Raw genomic sequence first — 21,620 nt, forward strand, 5'->3', positions numbered from 1 at the left:
GTACCCAAGGAATAACCAGAGCAAATTATGAGAAAGGAGTAATTATGGAAGCAGTACTGGATTTTCATCAACACAATCTTGCTACCGACATTCAGACCGGCACTAATGCTTGTACGCTGAGCAAGAGCAGCCTGGCTGAAATACTCAGTGCCATCCGTGCGGAAAAATTGAGCTATACGAATGAAAATTTTGAAGAGTTCTATTGGCAGTGCTTTTATGCCTCATTCAAGCTGCCAGTGGATTTTCAGAAGTTTTTGTTTGATTTTAAAGCTCTTGAAAGTGAGAGCTACTTGCATATCAAGGGGTTGCATATACCGGAAAACTTGGGGCCGACGCCTTTGTCATTTGCCCAAGCCAAGAACGTCAAAGTGAATGAAATCAGAACTTTAATGTCAGTCATTTTATCCAGGTTTGGCCTTGTTTACGCATTCAAAGGGAAAAAGAATTTCGATTTCATTGATGATGTCTTTCCTATTGAAGCCCATAAAACCGAACAGTTGGGCACTAATAACAGCTTCCTCGAATGGCACGTTGAAGACGGCTTTCACGATGCTAAGGCTGACTGGGTGGCCCTGTACTGCTTAAAAGGGGATCTGGACGCACAAACGTATCTGTTTCAAAGCAAAGACATAAGGCTGGATGAGCAGACCATGGCAGAGCTGCGCAAACCCAATTTTGAGATCCAAGTTGATCCGACCTTCAGTGGTGCAGGCGCGCCGAATAAGCGAGTGGCGATCTTGAGCAGACACGCGGAGCCTGAAATCGTTTTCGATCCGGCTTACATGGTATGCCTGACCGAAGAAGCGCAGGCGGCGCTTACTAAGTTGCAAGATTTTATCAATGAAAATAAGCGGAGTATCACGTTAGCACCGGGGGAAATGCTGGTGTTTGACAACCGCAAAGTGGTGCATGCAAGAAGTGAATACCAGCCGTTATACGACGGCACCGACAGGTGGTTACTAAGAGCTCTTGTACTGGAATCTAAATTTAAAGCCAGAGAGTGTTTTTCTGCTGGCACACTAATGGTTGAGTAGAACAATGAAAAAAATAAACGGATTAAGTATCAGTGCTGCAGCACTGATACTGAGCGGTTGTACTTTTGCGGATCACAATAAAACGCATGTAGCATCTGATCAGCAAAACACAGAGGGTTACCAGGCAAAAATTATTAGAACCGATTTTGGCGTACCACACATCTACGCCGATTCCCTGGGCGCACTAAGCTTTGGGAACGCCTATGCACAAGCGCAGGATAATATTTGCCTGTTGGCTGATAACTATATCCGGGTCAATGGCGAGCGCTCTTTATATCACGGTCCGGATCGCAAGGAGACAGGTGACAACCTGAACTTAGTGGGAGATTTCGGCTTTAAGTCCCTTGAGCTCGTTGCCAAAGCTCGTGAATTATGGCCGGGCCTTTCAGCAGACTCGAAGGAAATCGTTTTGGGGTATGTCGCCGGTTACAATACTTACCTCAAAGATATCGAGCTGAAAAATGCATCGTTACCAGCTGCCTGCAATACGGCGGCCTGGGTTAGGCCAATTGAGAAAGAAGATGTATTGGCACACCTGTTCTCAATTGCGATGATCCCGGGTATCGGCCAATTTTTTGATGAGCTGTATGCGGCGAGTCCGTCACACAGTGATGTGCAGGTTGCGCGGCGACTGATAAAACAGCAGCCTGCGCTCGGCTCTAACGCGTGGGCGATCGGCAAGGAGAATGCGCAAAACCACAACAGTGTATTATTGGCCAATCCGCACTTTCCCTATGAAGGCAGCCTCAGGTTCTGGCAGGTTCATCACACTTTAAATGATGGAATGGATGTGATGGGTGCGTCCTTGATTGGATTCCCTGGCGTCGTGAATATCGGGTTTAATCAGGCGATCGCCTGGACCCATACATTTTCAGAATCCGAACATTTTGTGCTATACAAAATGCAAACCGGCGGTGTGGATCCAATGCACTATGAAATTGACGGCGAAGTCAAGCATGTCTCTAAGAAACGAGTGAGTGTAAAAGTAAAAACCTCGCAAGGAACTCAGTCGGTAGACAGGGACTTTTATTATACGGATGTAGGCCCCGTTCTTGTAAATGATGACTTGCCATGGACACAAGACAGCTTTTTTGTGATCAAAGATGTGAACTTGTACAACACTGATATGATCGATCACTGGCTGGCGCTGAACCGTTCAAACACAATAGCCGATGTACAGGATGCGTTTAAAAAGTACAACGGGCTGGCGTTCAACAATACGCTTTTGACTTCGAAAAGTGGAGATGCGCTGTATTACGGGGATGTGTCTGTTCCTAAGTTATCGCAACTGGCCATAGATACTTTGACTGAAGAAGCGGAGCTGGCGTATATACGCCAGCATTATGGCGTCACTGTGTTGCCCGGTCACGTGTCGGCGTTCATATTTGATGGGTTCGAGGACTATACAGGCACGCCCAAACTGCTCAATCAGACGTATGTGCAAAACTCCAACGATTCTCATTGGCTGACAAATCCACAGACGCCCCTGACCGGCTTTTCTCCGTTATTCGGAGATGAAAAGGCCATTCAGTCATTGCGAACGCGCATGGGGCTGAAGCTATTAAAAGAGGAGTTGAACGACCCCGAAGGGATCTCTGTGTCTGACGCCCAAAAAGCGTTGTTCTCGCAGCGAGCGTACTTATCTGAGCTGATCCTGTCGGATTTAAAGGCCTTGTGCATTAAAGCCAGTACGGCTGAGTTGAGTCAGACCGTTCGCGCGCAGGTCAATGCAGGTTGCGATACGCTGCGGACCTGGGACGGCGTATTTGATGCAAACAGCCGGGGCGGATTTGTGTTTCGGGAGTTTGCATTTTTATTGGACCAGCGGGCTCATTTTGACGTGCCGTTCAACGTCAATGAGCCGACAACCACCCCCAGACAGTTAAAACAGGACCCTACTGTACTTGAAGTCTTGGCCAGAGCAGTGGCGAACATTCAAGGGTCTGGTCTGGCATTGGATACGGAAATAGGTGCACTTCAATTTGTTCAAAGCACAGATAAATCGGGTGCGCCGTTGAAGGCGATCACAAACTGGCCGGGTTTGTTTGAAGAAGAAGGTGGCTTCAATATGATTTCTTCTCTGAACTGGAACAGCTCAGTGTTTCCTCAATATCAGCACCCTGTTGTGTACGACAGTGTGACACGAGAGCCTCTGGCTTCCGGCTTGACAGAGCGCGGTTATCACATTCGCTTTGGTCCAAGCTGGTTGATGGTGGTCGGATTTAGCGATCAGGGGCCTGAGGCGAAAGGCTTGCTAACCTACTCTCAATCGACACACTCTGAGTCTGCATTTTTTAAGGACCAGACCGAGTTTTATGCCGAAAACAAGACGTTGCGAAAGCTTCCATATACTAAGGAAGAGGTCCAAGAAGCTAAGATTTCTACAACACTCGTCAAGGAACACACACGTTAACTGGAGCTAAAAAGGCTGCGCCGTTATCACTGATCTCCGGTGCAGTCAGAAAATTGAGTATGAACAAGAATAACTATGTTGAAGAGGTGTTTGTCGCACGTGAGACAGACGCAATTTGTTATGCACAGCGCTTAGTGGCGTTTGAATCTGTGACCCCTTCAGACGGGGGCAGTCATCAATGGCTTAGAGAGCGGCTGGAAGCCATGGGGGCCAGCGTTGAAGAGTGTAATCGTAACGGTGTCAGCAACCTCATTGCTTGTATAGATAAAGGCGAAGGGATGAACCTAGCCTTTTGTGGGCATACGGATGTAGTGCCTGCTGGCAATATGCAAAAATGGTCATTTGCGCCGTTTTCCGCAACGCTCCACAATGGCTATCTCTATGGCCGCGGCGTTGCCGATATGAAAGGTGCGATTGCCGCTGCTCTTGATGCGTTGGCATATTGGGCTGAGGATGATGCGGTTACCGGAAAATTCTGGATGTTAATCACCAGTGACGAAGAAGGGGAAGCCGAATTTGGCTCCAGAGAGATTATCAACCTGCTGCGATCCAGAGGGGTCACACTGGACTACTGTATTGTTGGTGAACCCACGGCGGACCGATATTCAGGGGACCTAATAAAAATAGGGCGCCGGGGCTCCGTCAGTATGGACATCGATTTATATGGCAAAAGCGGGCATGTTGCGTATCCGGAGCAAGGTGTGAACGCGGTCCACAAAATGAGTCAGGTGGTGGCGCAGCTGGCAGCTATCGACTGGCAGGATGAAACTGCGGAATTCAACGGCACCAGCCTGCAAGTTACTTATATCAACTCGGGCTGCTGGACAGATAATGTGATCCCGGAAAAAACCTCGATCAGTTTGAATGTCCGTTATGCACCAACAACCGATGAAGCGCTCATCACAGAAAAAGTGACTCAGGTGATCCGGGAAATTTGGCCACATTTTGAGCTCAAAAGCTACCGCAGCTGCGTGCCTTATCACTCAGTGAGCGTGCCACTGCAACACCGCAGTCTGATTGGTGCCGCTGCAGAATCGATCCGCGAAACCGTCGGCATCGAGTGCCAGTACTCGACCTCGGGTGGCACCTCGGACGGGCGCTTCTTTCAGGAGATTAGTCATCAGGTAATCGAGCTTGGCCTGCCCAATAAAACCATACATCAGGAGAATGAAAGGGTGGCGGTGACGGAAATCGAAAATCTGGCCAAGATCTATAAACAGTTATTCAGCAAGTTGACACACATTTAAAGTGGGTATCTGCGCAGTAGAATTAGGAAACACAATGAATTCAGAATTACATACCAACCCAGGCGAGCCGGTCGACTTTAAAAGTAATCTAAAGTTGTTGCAGGTTGAGCGAAACGACATGAAAACCATGGAATGGGTGACTGAAAACGGTGCTTTTATTGAACAGCAATTGAAGCAATGTGGCGCCTTGCTGGTAAGGGGGCTCAATGTGTCCAGCAGCAAGCAGTTTGCGGGCATACTTGAACGGGTTTTCGGCGGCGAACTGATCGATTATACGTACAGATCGACGCCAAGGACCGAACTTAAAAGCAAAATTTATACAACGACTGAATACCATGCCGATAAGCAGATACTGCTTCACAATGAAAACGCGTATTCTAATCAGTGGCCGCTCAGGATAGGTTTCTTGTGTATGTTGCCTTCGCAGACGGGTGGGGAAACCCCAATCTGCGACAGCAGGGTCATTTATAAGGCCCTTCCCAAAGAAATCGTTGAGGAGTTTGAGCGTAAAAAAGTGAGATATGTAAGAAACTACGGCAGTATGGATTTGCCTTGGTCTGAAGTCTTTCAGACCGATAATAAAAAAGAAGTGGAGCATTTTTGTCAGTTGAATAATATCGGGTTCGAGTGGACGGGGGAGAGCGAGTTAAGGACCTTCCAAATTAATGAGGCGAGCAAAGTGCACCCCCATACAAAGGAAAAGGTGTGGTTTAACCAGGCGCACTTATACCATATCACTAGCCTGGATGAAGATGAAAGAAACAACCTGCTCACAATAGTGGGAGAGGACTGCCTGCCGCGCAATGCGTATTTCGGAGACGGTACCGATATTGACCCTCAGGTGCTGGACATCATTCGAAACGTTTACAAAGAAAATATAATAGCCTTCCCGTGGCAAAAAAACGATTTATTGTTGCTGGACAACATGTTGTTTGCGCATGGTAGAAACGCGTATAGCGGGGAGAGAAAAGTGTTAGTGGGCATGTCACAGCCTTTCTCGGCAGCATAAGGCGATCACGCTTTATTATTAATCTAAGAGCGGCGAGTTTGCTTAATCTCAAAGCGCAGCCAACTTCATGTTTAACTTCAGGCTTCAACCTGAGTTGTTGGTCATGGCGGTTGCGCACTCGACCGACTACAAGAGAAGTACTATGAAAGAAATTGATACCTTGCTCCAGCAGCACCAAGTGCCAAAGGGGCCGGGTTATTCCGTCGCTGTTTATCAAAACGGTAAGGTGGTTTATAGCGGTGCGGCAGGTCTGGCGGATATAGAGCGAAGCGTGAGTCTGACTGCGGCGTCGGTATTTGACATTGCCTCGGTATCTAAGCAGTTTACTGCCGCAGCCTTGGTGATACTGGAGAAACAAGGCTTACTCAGTTTGGACGACAGGCTGGTCGATTATATCGATGGTTTGCCCGAATACTGCAACAGCATTAGCCTCAGACACTTGCTGAACCATACCAGTGGTTTGCGTGATTACAACGAGTTGCTGTTTCAGGCGGGTGTTCAGCTCGATCAAGCCGTGAGCGACAGTCAGGCCCTGGCCATGATCAAACGTCAGTATGCACTGGAATTTGCGCCGGGAGAGAAATTCGAATACTCAAACACAGGGTATTTTTTACTCGCTCTGGTGGTTCAGGTCGTGACTGGCAAAACGCTTAGCCAGTTCAGCCAGCAAGCGATCTTGACGCCCCTGGAGATGACCAATAGCTATTTCTGGGGAAGAGCAGGCCAGGATCAGCCCCCGGTGGCAAAGGCCTATTGCGACGAAGGTATCGGCGGTTATGAGCCACAGATGGGCAACTGGCAGACGCTGGGAGACGGCGCGCTTTGCACAAATACGCAAGACTTGCTCAAGTGGGACAACATTTTTTACACGCAAGATCCATACTGGCGGGATGTCGCCGCGCGATTGCAGCAACCGGGTATGCTCAACAATGGAATGCCGACAGAGTACGGGCTGGGGCTCGAGTTTAGCTGCTATCGGGGCCAGCCAATCGTGTTTCACGACGGTTGCTGGGGTGGTTATTTGTCGCAATATCTGCGTTTTCCCGAGCAACAGCTGTCCGTGATTGTGTTGAGCAATGACGCAGACGGCGACCCTATTGGGCTGGCTGAAAGTATCGCTGATATTGTGCTTGCCAATGACCTGGTCGACGATCAGGTCCTGCCTGAGTTGGCGCAAAGAGAAGCGTTTAGCGAGTCTATGCTGCAAGCCCTGCCAGGCAGGTATGAGTTTTTGCATGAACCTGAAAACGGCTTTGAAATTGTGCGCAGTGGCGAGCAAATTACTTTGCTGTTTGGTGGTGAGCAGGTTTTATATCATGCAGGCGACGGCCAGTTAGTCAACGACGCTGGCCAGTTAACGGTGATATTTGATATGCAACAAAACCAGGTTGTGTGCTGGTTAGGCGCACGCACCGGCAAAGCCTATAAAGTTAGAAAAATTAACTATTTTCAACCTTCTAAGGCAGATTTAAATAGACTGGTTGGTCTTTACTTTAGTGAAGAGTTGGACACTCAACTTGAAATTAGTCATAACGGGCGAGCATTAGTGATGATCAGCGCTGAAGAAGTGTACCAACTGGAATATAGCGAGTCAGATTTACTAAAGACCAGTCATGAGGATATAAGCAGGTTGAGAATTCAACAATGCCAAGGCACTGTGAGTTTGTTCACGGGTGTGCATAATGTATTGAATATAGAATTTGTTAAAATTTAAATGCTGTTGAGTGAGCTGTGTTGTTGAAGTTTCGCAAAGAAAAGCTCTATTTGCTGCCCGGTATGATTGACCACAACAAAGACGCTCAGCGGCAGTAGCTAAATTCAGTTTAGTTAATTACATTGTAAAAACCGCTCTGTGATTTAGAGCGGTTTTTTTGTGATCTTTGGCTGCACTTGTTTGTGACTTAGGTTTGGCACGCCTTGGTAGTCTTTGCAGGTGTGTTTCAACTCACCCCATCAGAACTTTCCATCAAAACTTTCCATTAGAAAACGCCATTATCATTTTGAATATCGCCCCCGCTGAAAAGTGAGTAAATGCGCATGGACAGGTCCAGGGCCTGGATTGAGTCCCAGTGTTCTACAATGCGGCCGTCTTCGATGCGCCAGGTGTCGATGATGTTGATGCCTTTTTGGTCATTGCCGCGGTGATCTTTATCCAGCGTGGCGTGGGAGTGAAAAATCACGAAGTCGCCGTCGGCGTAGATGTGTTTTACGTCGTAGCTGTAGTCCGGGTAATCCTCTACAAATTCTTGTAAAAAGCCGACCAGACCGGGAATTTTATCTGGCAGGTTGCGGTTGTGCTGCACATACGCACTGTCGTTGTAATGCTCTAATACATAATCAAAGTTGTGGTTGTTCATCAGGTTTTGCACAAAGTCGGTGACCAGGCGTGCGTTTTTCTGCTCCTGCTCGCTCCAGTTTGGCTTTTGTAACTCGCTGAAATTAATCGTCGGTGCGTCTTTACCTGCGGCAAAGGTCATGGTGCTTACCAGTAAAAGTAGGGTGGCGCTTAGGGTTTTCAACATGGGGTGCTCCTCAGTTGCAAAATTGGGCTTTAAGTCTCATCTGGTAACCATAGTAATTATTAGTAACTTCCTTTGCAAGAAGGCACAAAATGCGTACCAGGGCACTTTTTGGTAACCCAGGTTGCTAGCAATTGGGGTGATTGAGTGTACGCTGGCGCTGCGTATTGCACCTTAAAAAAGCATGACGGAGTAGGCCATTGTGGTGGATTTTTTGACGTAAGATTTTGAAAATATTTGAAATAAAAAGAAAAGCCGGACTCAACTAAACGACATAAGTACGATTCTGTGCCTTCACCCGTTCACTGAGCCAATTCAAGCCAGACAAAAATACACGGCATACCAATACGCGAGGTTTTTTTGATGGCTGGGGCTTTAGTGCTGAGCGGTTCTGCCGCCAGCCGGGTGTGCCGAGCTGAAAACACGACAGCGTATCTGGTGCCAAAAGCAAGCACCGCACTAAAGCTGTTTTATCAAAGCAGGAGCCGCCTCGATTATGCCAATGGGTAAATTTGGGTACACATTGCGTACCCGTTGTTGTATATTTTTAAGGCTGAAAAGATCAGCAGATATGCATACACCGCCCTTAAGACGGGTAACCGGTCGTCGGTAGTACAGGCGATACGGGTAGCAGGCTAAGGGCTATCAGGCCGGTGCGCAGCACTACATCACAGGGCCAAATTGTTGGCTGGCTGTGTTGTTAGCCTTTAACAGGCTAAGTTGTGTTGCTATGTACTCGGGCAAGGTCGTTATTATCGGCAATCTGTTTGGCCCTGAGCCACACGCTTACATGTAATTGGTCTCTCTGTGAGCGGCCGATCCAGGGGGGGGGTTGGTGCTGGCAGTGTTGGTGCTATCTGGGTTTCTTTTTGCGCCCGCTTTTGATGTATAATAAGTCATAAAATCATGGGTTTATTCTTATATATTCGAGTAGTCTGGTGTCGGTTTAGTGCACCGAGTTGAATTCGGGAATGACAAAGGAAGGTTTAACGGATGCACAGTGTCGATCCACTCAGTCTATTTATTTCACATTTGGCGCCTCAGTGTGAGGTGTTTTCGCATGTTCAGCTAAGAGCTCCCTGGGGGATAGAAGAAAACAAGCAGGATAACTGCAGTTTCAGCTTTGTGAAGGAAGGAAGTTGTATCGTTGAGCTGGCTACCGGCAATACCGTGCAACTGAATTCCGGGCAGTTAATGTTGCTGCCTTATGGCACCGCACACAAAATCATGAGTGATCATGGGGTACACTGCCAAAATAGCAGAGAGCTGTTTGTTGAAAGCGCCACCAGTGCTGCTGATATGGTGATAGGGGGACAGGGCAACCCCTGTTACATGATGTGTGGCTGCTTTGTGTTTTCTCCCATTCAGTATTGGGGTGGCACGCAGATGAGCAGCTCTTTGCCTGAAGTGATCATCATAGATGCGCCGCAACACGGTAAGCTGGACACCATCTTGTCGTGGATTTATGAAGAGAATAAAACGCCGTCGGCCGGGCGTTATTTGGCGCAAAAAGGGCTGCTCGAATTGTTGCTGGTCGAAGTGCTGAGAAGCCTGGATCGCACGTCTTTTAATCCCAGCTGGCTGCAGGCTTTACACGATAGGTTTTTGGCACCTGTGATGCTGGCAATTCAGGAGCAGCTGCAAAAAGACTGGAGTCTGGAAGAGCTTGCAAGCATCGCAGCGCTGTCTAAATCGTCTTTTTCTACCCGTTTTAAGCAAGTCACCGGTATATCTCCGCTTAACTTTGTGCGGCAATGGCGTTGCCTGGTGGCGGCCAGGTTACTGGCATCTACCAACCTGCCTCTTAAAAAAGTGGCGTCAGAATGTGGCTTTCAGTCACCAGATGTACTGATCCGAAATTTCCGTCAGTTTCATAATCTAACCCCTATCCAGTTTCGCAAAGTACATCGGCTAGATACCCCCTAGCCGATTTTTAAACTCTTAATTTAAATCAATATTTGTATTTACTGGCTCTTCATTCCAATCGCCAGTGCAACTGCATATTGTCTGCAAAATACAGTGTACCCCCTGTCGTTGAGTTGGCTTAACTGAGGACGACCAGACACCTGCTTTGTGATTTCAACACGAAAAATCGACGTTAAATTCAAATTTGTAGATGTAAAAAATTAGTTGCACTTTTGGCAGTAGTAATTTGGGAACGGCTCAAGTTAACGTAGCGCCATTAATTTTTTCATGAGATTAGGAGCATGTATGTCAACTATCAATTCAGCATTTGTGACAGGTGGAACAGGGAATATCGGCAGTGCAATTGTGCAGGAGCTGCTGGCGCATAAGTACCAGGTCAAAGTGCTATGCAAGGATGAAGACAGTGCGGGCAAGGTCACGCAGATGGGCGCAACACCGGTGTTAGGGTCGTTAACCGAGCCGCAGGCATGGGTGAATGAACTCTATGAGTGTGACGCGTTTATTCATACAGCCTGTACGTTTGACGAGCACATGGCCGACGTTGACCACGCAGTGATGCAGGCCATTGCCAACAATGCGTTACAGCGCATCAATCCGCTGATCGTCGTTTATACCGCCGGGTGCTGGACATACGGCAGTCACGACGCCGTGATCACGGAATCAACACCCAAGCAATCTGTGGCCGACTTCCAGTGGATGCTGGATAGCATCGAGTTTTTATCGGGTAAGGAAAACATTGATCTGCGAGTGGTCAGCCCGGCAAACGTGGTCAGCGAGGAAGAGCACTTCCTGCCGCCTATTCTGAGCTGGGAGCTAGAGCGTTGTGGCCATCCTGCGCTACCAAAAGAGGCAACCCAGACCTGGTCACTGGTGGAGCGTAAAAATCTGGCGCAATTGTATCGCCTGGTGGCAGAAAACGGCCGCAACGGAGAAGAGTATATCGGTTCAGCCGAGCACCGTGCTCCGCTAAAAGATTTACTGCAAAAGCTGTCGGATCAACCGCTTGAGTGTGGCTTAGAGTCACAGTGGGCAGAAATCTACGGGACCTGGACCGAGGGTTATAGCCTGACGCAGGTTTTTTCAAGTGACAAGGCGATCAGGGAACTTGGCTGGCAGCCAAAGACGTTTTTAAGTTAACAGTACTATCGGAAGTTTCAGTCAATAGTAACCATTATTATTTTAAGGGGTAATATTTTGAAAAAGCATAAGTATGTCATTATTGGCGCAGGCCCAGCAGGTTTGCAAACCGCCTACTTTTTGCAGGCGTTAGGTTTGGATTATCTGGTTCTGGATGCGGCGCCTGCATGTGGAGCGGCTTTTGTTAAGTACCCGGTACACAGAAAGCTGATTTCTATCAACAAGGTTTTTACCGGAAGTGATGATTATGAGTTCAATTTACGCCATGACTGGAACTCTCTGTTAACCGACGATCAGGGCATTAAGTTCTCTAATTACGATACTAACCTGTTTCCGCATGCGGACAGCATGGTGGAGTATCTGAATGGATTTAAAGCGCGTTATGACCTGAATGTTCAGTTTGACTGTCAGGTAACCAACATTCGTAAAACGGACAAGTTTGTTATTGAGACGAAGGCTGGCGATGTCTTTGAGGCAGAAATATGTATTTACGCGGGTGGTTTTACCAAAGCGAATCTGCCGGAGAATATTGATGGATACGAGCACGTAGTCGATTATTCCGACATGGATATCGAGCCAAGTCACTATAACAACAAAAGGGTGTTAGTGATTGGTAAAGGCAACTCGGCATTTGAAACCGCCGATCACCTGGCGGGCAATGCGGCGCTGATCCACATCTGTAGCCCAGAAAAGCTAAAGTTTGCCTGGCAGTCGCATTACGTTGGTCACTTGCGCGCCGTAAATAACAATATCCTGGATATGTACCAGCTGAAATCTCAGCATGCCATTATGGACGCCGACATCAGTCACATCAAAAAGGTGGGCGACCAATATGCCGTGACCTTCCACTACAAGCATGCCAACGGCGAAGTCGAAACCATTATGTATGACACTGTGTTGTCGTGCGCCGGGTTTAAAATGGCCGACGATATCTGGGGCGAAGGCTGCGAAGTTAATACGCAGTTTAACGGCAAGTTCCCGTGTCTGAAGCGTAATTTTGAATCGAGCAATATCAGCGACCTGTATTTTGCTGGCACCCTGACACACGTGCTGGATTACAGAAAAGCAACGTCCGGGTTTATCCACGGGTTCAGATATTGCTGTAAGGCGTTGGTAAATATACTGGCCAAACAGTACGAAGGGGCCAGCTGGCCGGGTGAGGCTGTGCCAGCATCGGCAGCAGACTTTACGCAATCCATTATTAAGCGTGTTAACCGAGCCAGCTCGCTGTGGCAACAACCGGGATATTTTTCTGATGTGGTCCTGGCTGAGCAAGGACAATACATTAGCGACATTCCGGCTGAGTATGCGATTGAGCTGTTTAGCAGCAAAAGTGTCTATTTCGTTGTGACGATGGAATATGGTCATTCCGAATCAGGTGACATTTTTGAAGCTGAGCGCATCAACAAGGATGCCTACAACCAGGGCCAGGAAAGCCTGTTCTTACACCCTGTGATCCGTGAGTATCACTTTGGGGTTCAAACGTCAGAGCACCACATTATTGAAGATTTGGAAGCAGACTGGACAGATCCGGAGATGGTTGAGGCACTTGAGCACTACCTGACGCAATGTATGGTTGCTTTGAGTGAACAATCCACGCAAACCGCGGATCCTGAGCGCTCTAAACTTGGTGAGGATGCATAAAATGTACACCAGTGTTTATCCAATTACTTACTATTTTTATCCAATACTCGAAGTGTTGTCGCGCCCGTCTTTGCAGCAGGACTTTGAGAGGACCTTGGATAGTGAGCGTAACCACGATGCGGAAGCTGTGTTATATCTGCACATCCCGTATTGTCAGGATCTGTGTAAGTTTTGCCCGTTTCACGTTCGTGTGCAAAACAGAGCGGAGATCATGTATCGCTATGTAGATGCGATGTGTGCTGAAATTGACATGCTGAGCCAGCGTCGTTATACCGCCGATATTGAATATCAGGCAGTGTATTTTGGGGGGGGCTCTCCGTCGACCCTGCCGCCAGAGTTGATTGAACAGCTCATAGTGAAGTTACGCAATACCTTTAAGTTTAAACCTGACTGTGAGTGGAGCTTCGAAGGCGAGCCAAATACACTCTCCGACATCACGCGATTGAACATCCTTAAAGAGCACGGTATTTCCCGTATTTCTTATGGTGTTCAGACGTTCGATCCCAAAATGCGCGATCTGCTGAACATTAACGCCGACCTGGAGAATGTACACAAGTGTCTTGAGCTAGGCCGGAAACTGGAATTCAGCGATATCAACATTGATATGATGTATAACCTGCCGGGACAGGATATTAATCAGCTGAACCTGGACTGTGCACAGCTAGAGCGCGACCAGTACGACAGCATCGACTATTACAATTTGCACTATTATGGCTTTCCCAAGTCATTTTTGAGCCGCATGGACAGTGGCGATATCCCGCCAAAGCCTTCTGAGTTTTCTCAGGTTGCTCAGTATTTGCAGTTAAAGCAACGGCTACAGGAATTGGGTTATTGTAACCCGGCCGATCAGCACTTTTCGAAGTTTAAAACGCTTAACCACTTTATGCGCCTGCTGTGGGGTGGGGGTTATGGTCAGCACAGTGCAGAAACGGTCGCGATTGGCTCTTCTGCCCGCGGTTACATTAATGGCCAGGTGTACCTTAATGAAGAGCGCGATTCCACGTATGTGAAGCGTGTGAATAAAGGTGAATTACCGCTGATGCGCTTCTCTGACTCACTGGAAGTTCCGGCGAACCGGGGTGCCTTGTTTGGGCTCAAATTCTTCAGAATTGAGAAACGCTTCACGGACGCGATCCGCAGTATCCCTGCCGGGTTGATCGAGCAGTGGATGAAAGAAGGCTTAATGTACGAAACGGCTGAGGCATTCCATGTCACTGAGCAAGGTAAGCTCTGGCTTGTGAACATGGGTTACGACCTGATGGAAGACCGCCAGACCGGGCTTGCGGGTATGTCACGGGAATCGCTGGAAAGCTCAAGTGCAACCAGAACAGGGACTTTCTAATATGGCGCACATCGTTACTATCCACGCGTATCCAAATAACTATTTGGTGTCTGAACTTTTACGTGTTGCTGATCGCTTAACCCTGGTCGTACCGCATGGGTTTGACGCGAGCGCGTTGCAAAATGTAGACGAAATTCTGTTTTGCGATTTGGACAATGACGAAGACTTGCTTCGGGACATTCGAGCGCTGCATGCTCGGTGTCCTGTTGAGGCCATCGTGCCGATTTACGAAGGCAGTGTGCTCAGCACTGCCTTGGTGGCGCGGGATTTACAGTTGCCGCATTGCGCGCTTGATGCTGCCAAAAAGAGCCGTGACAAATATGCCAGCTATCAATGCTGGCATCAGGCAGGTTTACCTGTGCCTTTGACATTTCCCGTCGGACAGCTCAGCGATCCCGATATGAGCTGGCAATCCCAGTTGCCGTATCCGGTGATAGTTAAGCCGGTTGACGCGATGAGCAGTCAGGGGGTTGTGAAGGTCAGTTCAGATCAGGCGTTTTTGGCGGCTGTTGAGCAAATTACGCAACATATTGGCCTGCAATCACGTGGTTTTGAACGCAGCTTATATAAGTTTGGTCAATTTGAACTGCCCCTTATCGTACAGGAATTTTGCCCGGGTGAAGAGCTGGGGATCGACTTGTATGTGGATGGAGATACTGAGGTGCTGTTGGGGGTTTTTCAAAAAGCCAACGCACAAGGCCCGTATTTTCCTGAGTCTATGTCAGTGTCTCCCAGCAACTTTGAGCCCGCTCTGGAGCAGGCCTTGTTTGAACTGGCTGCACAAGCCGTGCGGGCATTGGGGCTTACCTGTGGCGTTGCGCATGTTGAAATTCGCATGACAGACAGCGGCCCGAAAATCCTGGAAGCAGGCCTGAGACCGGGTGGTGCTTATACGGCCGCTGCCATTGCCCTGTTACTGGGCGTCAGCTCGCTGGAATTGCAGGCGCGTTTATACCTGGGTTTGTCTGTCGAATTACCAGAGCGAACCAATATCGGTGCCGTGTTATATGGTGGGGTTTTGTATCCAGACTCCGGCACATTGACCGGGATTGAAGGGTTGGAGGTGTTTGAGCAGCTGAGTGGAGTGAAAGAAGTGAAGCAACTGAATCAGGTTGGAGATGTTGTCAGAGCCATGCCTAATTCCGCCCAGCCTCACCTTTTATATTACCTGTTGTCGTCGGCGACACGAGAGGACGCTTTGCAGATACACGAGCGTATTCAGAGTCAGGTGCGTCCAATCATCTTGCCTGATAGCGACCGGATCAGCGCTTAATATATTAATAGAAGGATCAAAGCATAAATGAACATTCGTTTACTCAAGGTTTTCGTGGTTGCAATGTTGGCACTGTGGAGCTCGCTGACATTTTTAGAAAACGTGGTTAGCTACTCTTTGCATAAGGGGCAGGTTGCCGACGTGATGGCGATGGGCAACATACCTGACGTGTTTTTGTCTGCGCGTCCTTTTGTCAGGGAGCTGAGCCCTGATCTGGCGCTGCTTGGCATCATGATCGGTAAGTTTATTGCTGCTGTCTGCTTTGTGCTGGCAACGGCAAAAATGTGGTCTGCAAGAAACAATGCCCAGGCATTTAAGCATGCCAAACAATACGTACTGGCGGGGGCGGTGTTTGTCAGTGTTATGCTCTTTACTATGTTCTTTATTTTCGCCGATATTGTTTACATGATCTGGTTGCAAGGCGCTGAAGCCGCCATGGTGCAGCAGTATGCGTTCATGTATATCCTGGCTATTTCGGCACTCACTATGATGGTGATGCAGAATGAAGACGACAACATGCAACTGACTGGTGGAGAAAGACATGGCTAATTCAGCTCTTCTTGACCAGTTGGACAGTGTACTTGCCCATTACCGGAACACTCATGACGATGTCGAAGATGTCGTCTGGGAGGTGATGGATGAACTCAAGTGGATGCTGGTCGAAAACGATTCGTTCAGGTTCGCAGTGAGTAATGCATTGAGCTGCGCAATAGCCAGCTCCTATGGGTGGCCCGAGTCACCCTTACACACTGCGCAGCACAGTTCCTCACTGTGGATTTGGCGAGAAAAAGAGGCTGTTGATTTCTTCACATTTTTTATCGCGTTTTTGGTCAATATCCCAACGCCACAGAGCAGCGTGTTGTTTTATCTGTGTCTCTATGGCCTGTTTCACCAAAACCCGGCCGCATCCGAACTCTTCTGTCAGGGGGAGGGGTTGCAGTGGAGCCACCGTTTTATCCGCGCCAGAGGCCGGTTTATGGACAGCTCTGCATCCTGGTCGATAGAGTGCCAAGCGGTGTGGCGAAAGGCGATGGGTGAGCAGTCCTGGCAGCGCTTTGCTATTCCCGCGAATGGGTTTGAAAGTTACAACCAGTTCTTCACCCGCGAGCTTCGCGACCCCATTCAGCCAGCCAGTGACGAGGAAAGCCATTATATTGCGCCTTGTGATGGCATCGTGAATGTCGTTAATCAAAACCTTGGCCCTTTCTCTCAGTTGGGTACTAAATTTGAAACGTCGCTGGATGTGACCACCTTGCTGTATGGCAGTGAGCACAGTGAGGCTTTCTACGGGGGGACTGCAACCTCAACGGTGTTACTGCCTACAGACTATCACCACATTCATGCCCCCATCAGTGGCACGATTGTCGAATCTCGCCTGGTCGGTTGTGACAGTGGCGTGGTGTTCGGCATGTCCGGGCAGTTTGAGCGGTTTTACAACGACGGTAATGTTGGCGGTTACAAAACGCATTATGGCGCATTTGGCGTGTACCACCGTTACTACATCATTATTGAAAACCCGGTGTATGGCAAAGTGGCGCTGATAGCAATTGGTCTTGACGATGTGAACTCGATTGTTTTTAAGGATCACGGTCGCACCCAGTCTTTGGCTGATGATCCCCCATTTCCAGTGGGCAGTACCGTGCAGGCCGGGCAAAAGCTGGCATGCTTTCAGTACGGTGGTTCAACCGTGTTGACCTTGTTTCAACAAGGCGTATACCCCGCTATTCGAGTTAAGCAAGGTGCATCGTTAGGCGCGCTGAGTCCGATCTGAGTTGTCCAGTATTGGAGCCGATCACATTTCATACTAATTTTACTTATGAGAGAGTCTATTTATGGTCATTAAACGTTGGCTGCTCACACTGATCGCGTGCGCATGTGTTGTGGGTTCCCTGACCACATTCAAAGTACTACAAATACAGCAAGCCATTGCTTATGCTGAGTCTTTTCCTGAACCTTCGGCGACAGTAGAAGCGGTTAAACCTGTCTCCAGAATGTTACAGCACAGAATTGAAACCATTGGCGAAGTTATCACGCCGCAAACGATTGAGTTGCGCAATGAATTGGAAGGGCGTGTGGTTGCTGTGAACTTTGATTCTGGTCAGAAAGTCAAAGCTGGGCAGGTGTTACTGCGTCAGGATACGTCAGAGGAGCGCGCGCAGCTGGCGGCATTACGCGCGAAATCCAAACTGGCGAAAGCAAAACTGGAACGTACCAAGCGGCTGGCCGAACAGAACACAGCCAGTGCCGACCGGTTAGATAATGACCGCAGCGAATACCTGGTTATCCTTGCCGAAATCGAGGCGCTACAAACGCGCATTGAACGCAAGACCCTGGTTGCCCCATTTGATGCAACCGTTGGCTTGCATGAGCTGGCAGTCGGTGAGCTATTGTCTGCCAATACCCATATTACCACTTTGGTTGGGGCGCAGGATTACGTCTGGGTTGACTTTAAAGTGCCCTACAGAAGTACAGATCAGTTTGCTGAGCGCAAAGTCTGGGTCGAATTTACCGATGGCCGGCAAACACACGCTGAGGTGATTGCTAAAGAAACATTGTTGTCTGAGTTTTCCAGAACACAAAAGTATCGTGCCAGGTTACCTGGGGTGCTGCCAGCAAATACGCCACTGAGAGTATTTGTCCCGCTGGGAGAGCCAACCAGTGAGCTTTATGTACCGAGCAGTGCGGTATTGCAAGATGGCATGGGCCATTATGTGTATAAGCTCGAAGGTGAGCAGGCACAGAACCAATACCGGGCAGTTCGCCAGCCTGTGACACTGATACGCAGTGAGCAGGAGCTGGCGGTGATCAGTGCCGGCGCAGATCTCAATGAAGCGCACCTGATAGCGGCCAATGGGGCTTTCAAACTGCAAGAGCAGTTGCTGGTGTTTGTCTCTGAGCGTGAAACCGGCAAAGGGGCAAATCAGTTATGATGAATACTCAAAAGCGGTTTGTCGATGTGTTTGTCAGGCGGCCCATCTTGGCCGTGGTGCTGTCATTATTATTACTGCTGCTGGGGCTGCGTGCGGGGGTAGAACTGCCTATCTCGCAGTATCCTCAGGTAGAAAGTTCCTCTTTGGTTGTGACCACCACTTATGTGGGCGCCTCAGCTGAGGTGGTTGAGGGCTTCATTAGTGCGCCGATTGAGCGGGTGGCTATGACACTGCCGGGTGTGGATTATGTCGATGCCAAAACGGTTGAGGGGCTCAGTACCGTGACAGCCTGGATGAAGCTGAACGAGGACAGTTCCACGGCTCTGGCTGAGTTAGCTTCGCGGTTAGATCAAATCAAATATGAGCTACCACAGGGAGCGGAAGATCCGGTTGTCAATGTTGTGCGAGCAGACCGGCCTGCGGCGGTATTTTATCTCGATGTGGTCACCGATCATTACTCACGCGCCGAAGTAACGGATTATCTCACCCGATATGTAAACCCCTCACTGGCGTCTATTGAAGGCGTGCAACGCATTGGCCTGGAAGGGGGCCGTAAGCCTGCGATGCGAGTCTGGCTTGATCCATCAAAAATGCTGGCCTTTAACATCAGTGCAGAAGACATCAACAGCGCGTTGCAACGCAACAATGTGATCTCGACCCTGGGGCAAAGCAAAAACCAACAACGCCGCATTAATATTCTTGCCAATACAACGCTCACCAGCGCACGCGAGTTTGAACAGATGGTGATCCGTGAGCATGAGAATGCGCTGGTGCGTCTGGCCGATGTCGCAACGGTTGAGCTGGGCGAAGAGGAAGGGGCGCTGAATGCGCGTCAAACACAAAGTGATGCGGTGTATATTTCTGTGTGGCCCTTGCCGGGTGCGAATGAATTGGCAATTGGCAATGCGTTATACGACCAGATTGAAGAAATCAATCAGACGTTGCCCAGCGGGCTGGAGATCCGCATTGGTTTTGATGGCACCTTATTTATGCGCGATGCCATCAATGAGATATTCATCACGCTCGTTGAAACCATCCTGCTGGTAGGCGTTGTGGTTCTGCTTTTGATGGGCTCCTTTCGCACCGCAGTTGTGCCGCTTATTACCATCCCCATTTCTATTTGTGGCGCGGTAGCTGCGATGTATTTAATGGGTTTCTCGCTCAACTTACTGACCATTCTGGCAATCGTACTGAGCGTGGGCTTGGTTGTGGATGATGCCATTGTCATGGTCGAAAATGTCTCCCGATATATGAGTCAGGGGGTGCCTCGCATGCAAGCCGCGTTAATGAGTGCCCGCCAGTTACTCAATCCCATCATCGCGATGACCATTACTTTAGCCGTGGTTTATGCGCCTATCGGGTTTTTATCCGGGCTGACCGGTGTGCTGTTTAAAGAGTTTGCGTTTACTCTGTCTATCTCCGTGATTATTTCGGGCCTGGTCGCATTGACCTTGTCGCCCGTACTGAGCGCATATGTCTGTGCGCCCGGTGGTAAGGAAAGCTATTTGACACTGCGTGTGAACCGCTTGTTTGCTCGTCTGACGAATCGCTATAGCAAGATGCTGAATGTCGTTTTTAAATGGGATGTGCAGATCTTGTTTGGTGGCGTCATTATTGCGCTGCTGGTGGTGCCTTTCTATATGTTTTCTCACAAAGAGCTGGCGCCCATCGAGGACCAAAGCAGTATCAATATTATCTTTGAAGCTGCGGGGGACTCGTCGCTGGAGTACACCACGGATTATATGCAGGACGTGACAGCGAGTATGATGCAGGTGCCTGGCGCCAAATCCATGTGGCAACTGATTGGCCCTGGAGGCGGGTTCGGCGGTATTGAGTTCGTGGACTTTGCTGATCGCGACATGGCTGTACAGGACATGCTTGAGGATATCTATATCAGCGCGTCACAAGTCACAGGGCTGACGGTATTTCCGGTGCTGTTTCCCGCGCTACCCACTGCCGGTAACTTTGATGTTGAGCTGGTGGTACAGTCCGGCGACTCCCGGGAAGAAATGCTCGAATATGTGCACAAAATGATTGGCGCGGCATATCAAAGCGGCCAGTTCCTGTTTGTCGATACCGATCTGAAAATAGACTTGCCACAGGTGGAGCTGAAACTAAACCGCGAGCGTATTGCCGATTTGGGCATGGATATCGCCGATGTGAGCCAGCAGCTGGGGGTGTTAATGTCGGGCGATCACGTTAATCATTTTGAGCTGGCGGGCAAAGCATATCGCGTTATTCCCATGATAGAAGGCCATGCGCGACAATCGCCGGAATCACTGCTGGCGCTCCATCTGCGTGCTCCATCGGGTGAGCTTATTCCCGTGTCTATGATAGCGGATATCGAGCATGTTGTTGCACCACGCGCGCTGGGTAAGTTTCAGCAGCAAAATGCGTTCAGGATCTTCGCAGGGTTAGTGCCCGGTACCACCAAAGAGCAGGGGCTGGCGACCCTGGAGGAAGCAGCTAAAGGCCTGTTGCCAGAGACGTATAGCATTGATTATGCGGGAGAGTCTCGTCAGTTAAGGCAAGAGGGCAATACCTTGTTTGGGGTATTATTGTTGGCCTTGCTGTTTGTGTATTTTGTCTTGTCGGTACAATTTAACAGCTTCCGGGATCCTCTGATTGTGCTCATCGGCTCTGTGCCGTTGGCTTTGTCGGGTGCTATGCTGTTTCCTTTCCTTGGGCTGACCACCATTAATATTTACTCGCAGATCGGGTTGATCACCCTGGTTGGCCTTATTGCGAAAAATGCCATCCTGATCATTGAGTTTGCCAATCAGTTGCAGCGTGCCGGTAAGGCAAAAGCCGATGCCATTGTTGAAGCCGCCAATACGCGTTTGCGACCTGTGTTGATGACCACCGCTGCAACGGTGCTGGGTCACTTCCCGCTGGTGCTGGTATCTGGCCCGGGAGCTGAAGCACGTAACAGTATTGGTATCATCCTGGTGTTTGGCATGCTGATAGGCACCATCTTTACCTTGTTTGTGTTGCCATGTGTCTACCGGCGTCTGGCTGAAAACCACCATGCCGCTGAGGATGCGGAGTTTGGGGGCACTGAGAAAACGCAAGGGCTGGCAAGTGCCTAGTAATCACTGCCACTGATTTTGCCGATAGGGATCTGCCGCAGTGATGCTGTCGGCAGA

At 49.2% G+C, this 21,620-nt stretch carries 16 protein-coding genes; 15 read left to right on the forward strand and 1 reads right to left on the reverse strand.

Translation table 11 applies throughout. The features are described 5' to 3' along the window. Window positions 1–44: 44 nt before the first annotated feature. From TW77_RS06340 to TW77_RS06360, 5 genes are all read left to right on the forward strand, one after another. Window positions 45–1,034: a TauD/TfdA family dioxygenase gene (locus TW77_RS06340; RefSeq protein WP_052713072.1), complete on the forward strand. Its 990-nt coding sequence runs from the start codon at window positions 45–47 to the stop codon at window positions 1,032–1,034. 4 nt (window positions 1,035–1,038) lie between these two features. Further along, window positions 1,039–3,447, forward strand: coding sequence for a penicillin acylase family protein (locus TW77_RS06345; RefSeq protein ID WP_046004127.1), 2,409 nt, complete (start codon window positions 1,039–1,041; stop codon window positions 3,445–3,447). A gap of 59 nt (window positions 3,448–3,506) precedes the next feature. Next, on the forward strand, window positions 3,507–4,694 hold the full coding sequence (gene dapE / locus TW77_RS06350) for a succinyl-diaminopimelate desuccinylase (protein ID WP_046004128.1): 1,188 nt from the start codon (window positions 3,507–3,509) through the stop codon (window positions 4,692–4,694). A 34-nt stretch (window positions 4,695–4,728) separates the two neighbouring features. After that, complete coding sequence (locus tag TW77_RS06355) at window positions 4,729–5,703, forward strand: TauD/TfdA family dioxygenase (protein ID WP_046004129.1); 975 nt, start codon at window positions 4,729–4,731, stop codon at window positions 5,701–5,703. Between the two features lie 142 nt (window positions 5,704–5,845). Further along, window positions 5,846–7,417: a serine hydrolase domain-containing protein gene (locus tag TW77_RS06360; protein ID WP_052713073.1), complete on the forward strand. Its 1,572-nt coding sequence runs from the start codon at window positions 5,846–5,848 to the stop codon at window positions 7,415–7,417. A 265-nt stretch (window positions 7,418–7,682) separates the two neighbouring features. On the opposite strand, the gene TW77_RS06365 is transcribed toward TW77_RS06360, so the two are convergent. Then, window positions 7,683–8,225 (reverse strand): nuclear transport factor 2 family protein, encoded by a 543-nt coding sequence (locus TW77_RS06365; protein ID WP_046004130.1) that lies wholly within the window; start codon window positions 8,223–8,225, stop codon window positions 7,683–7,685. A 360-nt stretch (window positions 8,226–8,585) separates the two neighbouring features. Between TW77_RS06365 and TW77_RS25090 the strand changes: the two genes are divergently transcribed. From TW77_RS25090 to TW77_RS06410, 10 genes are all read left to right on the forward strand, one after another. Continuing rightward, on the forward strand, window positions 8,586–8,732 hold the full coding sequence (locus tag TW77_RS25090) for a hypothetical protein (RefSeq protein ID WP_156158614.1): 147 nt from the start codon (window positions 8,586–8,588) through the stop codon (window positions 8,730–8,732). 483 nt (window positions 8,733–9,215) lie between these two features. After that, a complete protein-coding gene (locus TW77_RS06370; protein ID WP_046004131.1) occupies window positions 9,216–10,148 on the forward strand; it encodes an AraC family transcriptional regulator in 933 nt (310 codons plus the stop codon). Between the two features lie 285 nt (window positions 10,149–10,433). Then, the gene (locus tag TW77_RS24165) at window positions 10,434–11,285 is read left to right on the forward strand and encodes an NAD(P)H-binding protein (protein WP_052713074.1); all 852 of its coding nucleotides are present in this window, start codon (window positions 10,434–10,436) and stop codon (window positions 11,283–11,285) included. Window positions 11,286–11,342: 57 nt separating this feature from the next. After that, window positions 11,343–12,929 carry an NAD(P)-binding domain-containing protein gene (locus TW77_RS06380; protein WP_046004132.1) on the forward strand — a complete coding sequence of 529 codons (1,587 nt, stop codon included), beginning with the start codon at window positions 11,343–11,345 and terminating at the stop codon, window positions 12,927–12,929. A gap of 1 nt (window position 12,930) precedes the next feature. Next, the gene (locus TW77_RS06385; RefSeq protein WP_046004133.1) at window positions 12,931–14,271 is read left to right on the forward strand and encodes a coproporphyrinogen-III oxidase family protein; all 1,341 of its coding nucleotides are present in this window, start codon (window positions 12,931–12,933) and stop codon (window positions 14,269–14,271) included. A 1-nt stretch (window position 14,272) separates the two neighbouring features. Then, the gene (locus tag TW77_RS06390; protein WP_046004134.1) at window positions 14,273–15,544 is read left to right on the forward strand and encodes an ATP-grasp domain-containing protein; all 1,272 of its coding nucleotides are present in this window, start codon (window positions 14,273–14,275) and stop codon (window positions 15,542–15,544) included. Window positions 15,545–15,571: 27 nt separating this feature from the next. Further along, the gene (locus tag TW77_RS06395; RefSeq protein WP_046004135.1) at window positions 15,572–16,093 is read left to right on the forward strand and encodes a DUF2165 family protein; all 522 of its coding nucleotides are present in this window, start codon (window positions 15,572–15,574) and stop codon (window positions 16,091–16,093) included. Further along, complete coding sequence (locus TW77_RS06400; RefSeq protein ID WP_046004136.1) at window positions 16,086–17,315, forward strand: phosphatidylserine decarboxylase; 1,230 nt, start codon at window positions 16,086–16,088, stop codon at window positions 17,313–17,315. The genes TW77_RS06395 and TW77_RS06400 overlap by 8 nt, the downstream gene beginning before the upstream one ends. A gap of 61 nt (window positions 17,316–17,376) precedes the next feature. Then, window positions 17,377–18,474, forward strand: coding sequence for an efflux RND transporter periplasmic adaptor subunit (locus TW77_RS06405; protein ID WP_046004137.1), 1,098 nt, complete (start codon window positions 17,377–17,379; stop codon window positions 18,472–18,474). Beyond that, window positions 18,474–21,563 (forward strand): efflux RND transporter permease subunit, encoded by a 3,090-nt coding sequence (locus TW77_RS06410; RefSeq protein ID WP_082078858.1) that lies wholly within the window; start codon window positions 18,474–18,476, stop codon window positions 21,561–21,563. The genes TW77_RS06405 and TW77_RS06410 overlap by 1 nt, the downstream gene beginning before the upstream one ends. The last annotated feature ends 57 nt before the right edge of the window (window positions 21,564–21,620 follow it).

The sequence above is a fragment of the Pseudoalteromonas rubra genome (assembly GCF_000967655.1).
GTDB lineage: Bacteria > Pseudomonadota > Gammaproteobacteria > Enterobacterales > Alteromonadaceae > Pseudoalteromonas > Pseudoalteromonas rubra_A.

Excerpts from the sequence above, each read along its gene's own strand:
- TW77_RS06340 (WP_052713072.1), top strand. The coding sequence starts at position 45 with ATGGAAGCAGTACTGGATTTTCATCAACACAATCTTGCTACCGACATT.
- TW77_RS06345 (WP_046004127.1), top strand. The coding sequence starts at position 1,039 with ATGAAAAAAATAAACGGATTAAGTATCAGTGCTGCAGCACTGATACTG.
- dapE (WP_046004128.1), top strand. The coding sequence starts at position 3,507 with ATGAACAAGAATAACTATGTTGAAGAGGTGTTTGTCGCACGTGAGACA.
- TW77_RS06355 (WP_046004129.1), top strand. The coding sequence starts at position 4,729 with ATGAATTCAGAATTACATACCAACCCAGGCGAGCCGGTCGACTTTAAA.
- TW77_RS06360 (WP_052713073.1), top strand. The coding sequence starts at position 5,846 with ATGAAAGAAATTGATACCTTGCTCCAGCAGCACCAAGTGCCAAAGGGG.
- TW77_RS06365 (WP_046004130.1), bottom strand. The coding sequence starts at position 8,225 with ATGTTGAAAACCCTAAGCGCCACCCTACTTTTACTGGTAAGCACCATG.
- TW77_RS25090 (WP_156158614.1), top strand. The coding sequence starts at position 8,586 with ATGGCTGGGGCTTTAGTGCTGAGCGGTTCTGCCGCCAGCCGGGTGTGC.
- TW77_RS06370 (WP_046004131.1), top strand. The coding sequence starts at position 9,216 with ATGCACAGTGTCGATCCACTCAGTCTATTTATTTCACATTTGGCGCCT.
- TW77_RS24165 (WP_052713074.1), top strand. The coding sequence starts at position 10,434 with ATGTCAACTATCAATTCAGCATTTGTGACAGGTGGAACAGGGAATATC.
- TW77_RS06385 (WP_046004133.1), top strand. The coding sequence starts at position 12,931 with ATGTACACCAGTGTTTATCCAATTACTTACTATTTTTATCCAATACTC.
- TW77_RS06390 (WP_046004134.1), top strand. The coding sequence starts at position 14,273 with ATGGCGCACATCGTTACTATCCACGCGTATCCAAATAACTATTTGGTG.
- TW77_RS06395 (WP_046004135.1), top strand. The coding sequence starts at position 15,572 with ATGAACATTCGTTTACTCAAGGTTTTCGTGGTTGCAATGTTGGCACTG.
- TW77_RS06400 (WP_046004136.1), top strand. The coding sequence starts at position 16,086 with ATGGCTAATTCAGCTCTTCTTGACCAGTTGGACAGTGTACTTGCCCAT.
- TW77_RS06405 (WP_046004137.1), top strand. The coding sequence starts at position 17,377 with ATGGTCATTAAACGTTGGCTGCTCACACTGATCGCGTGCGCATGTGTT.
- TW77_RS06410 (WP_082078858.1), top strand. The coding sequence starts at position 18,474 with ATGAATACTCAAAAGCGGTTTGTCGATGTGTTTGTCAGGCGGCCCATC.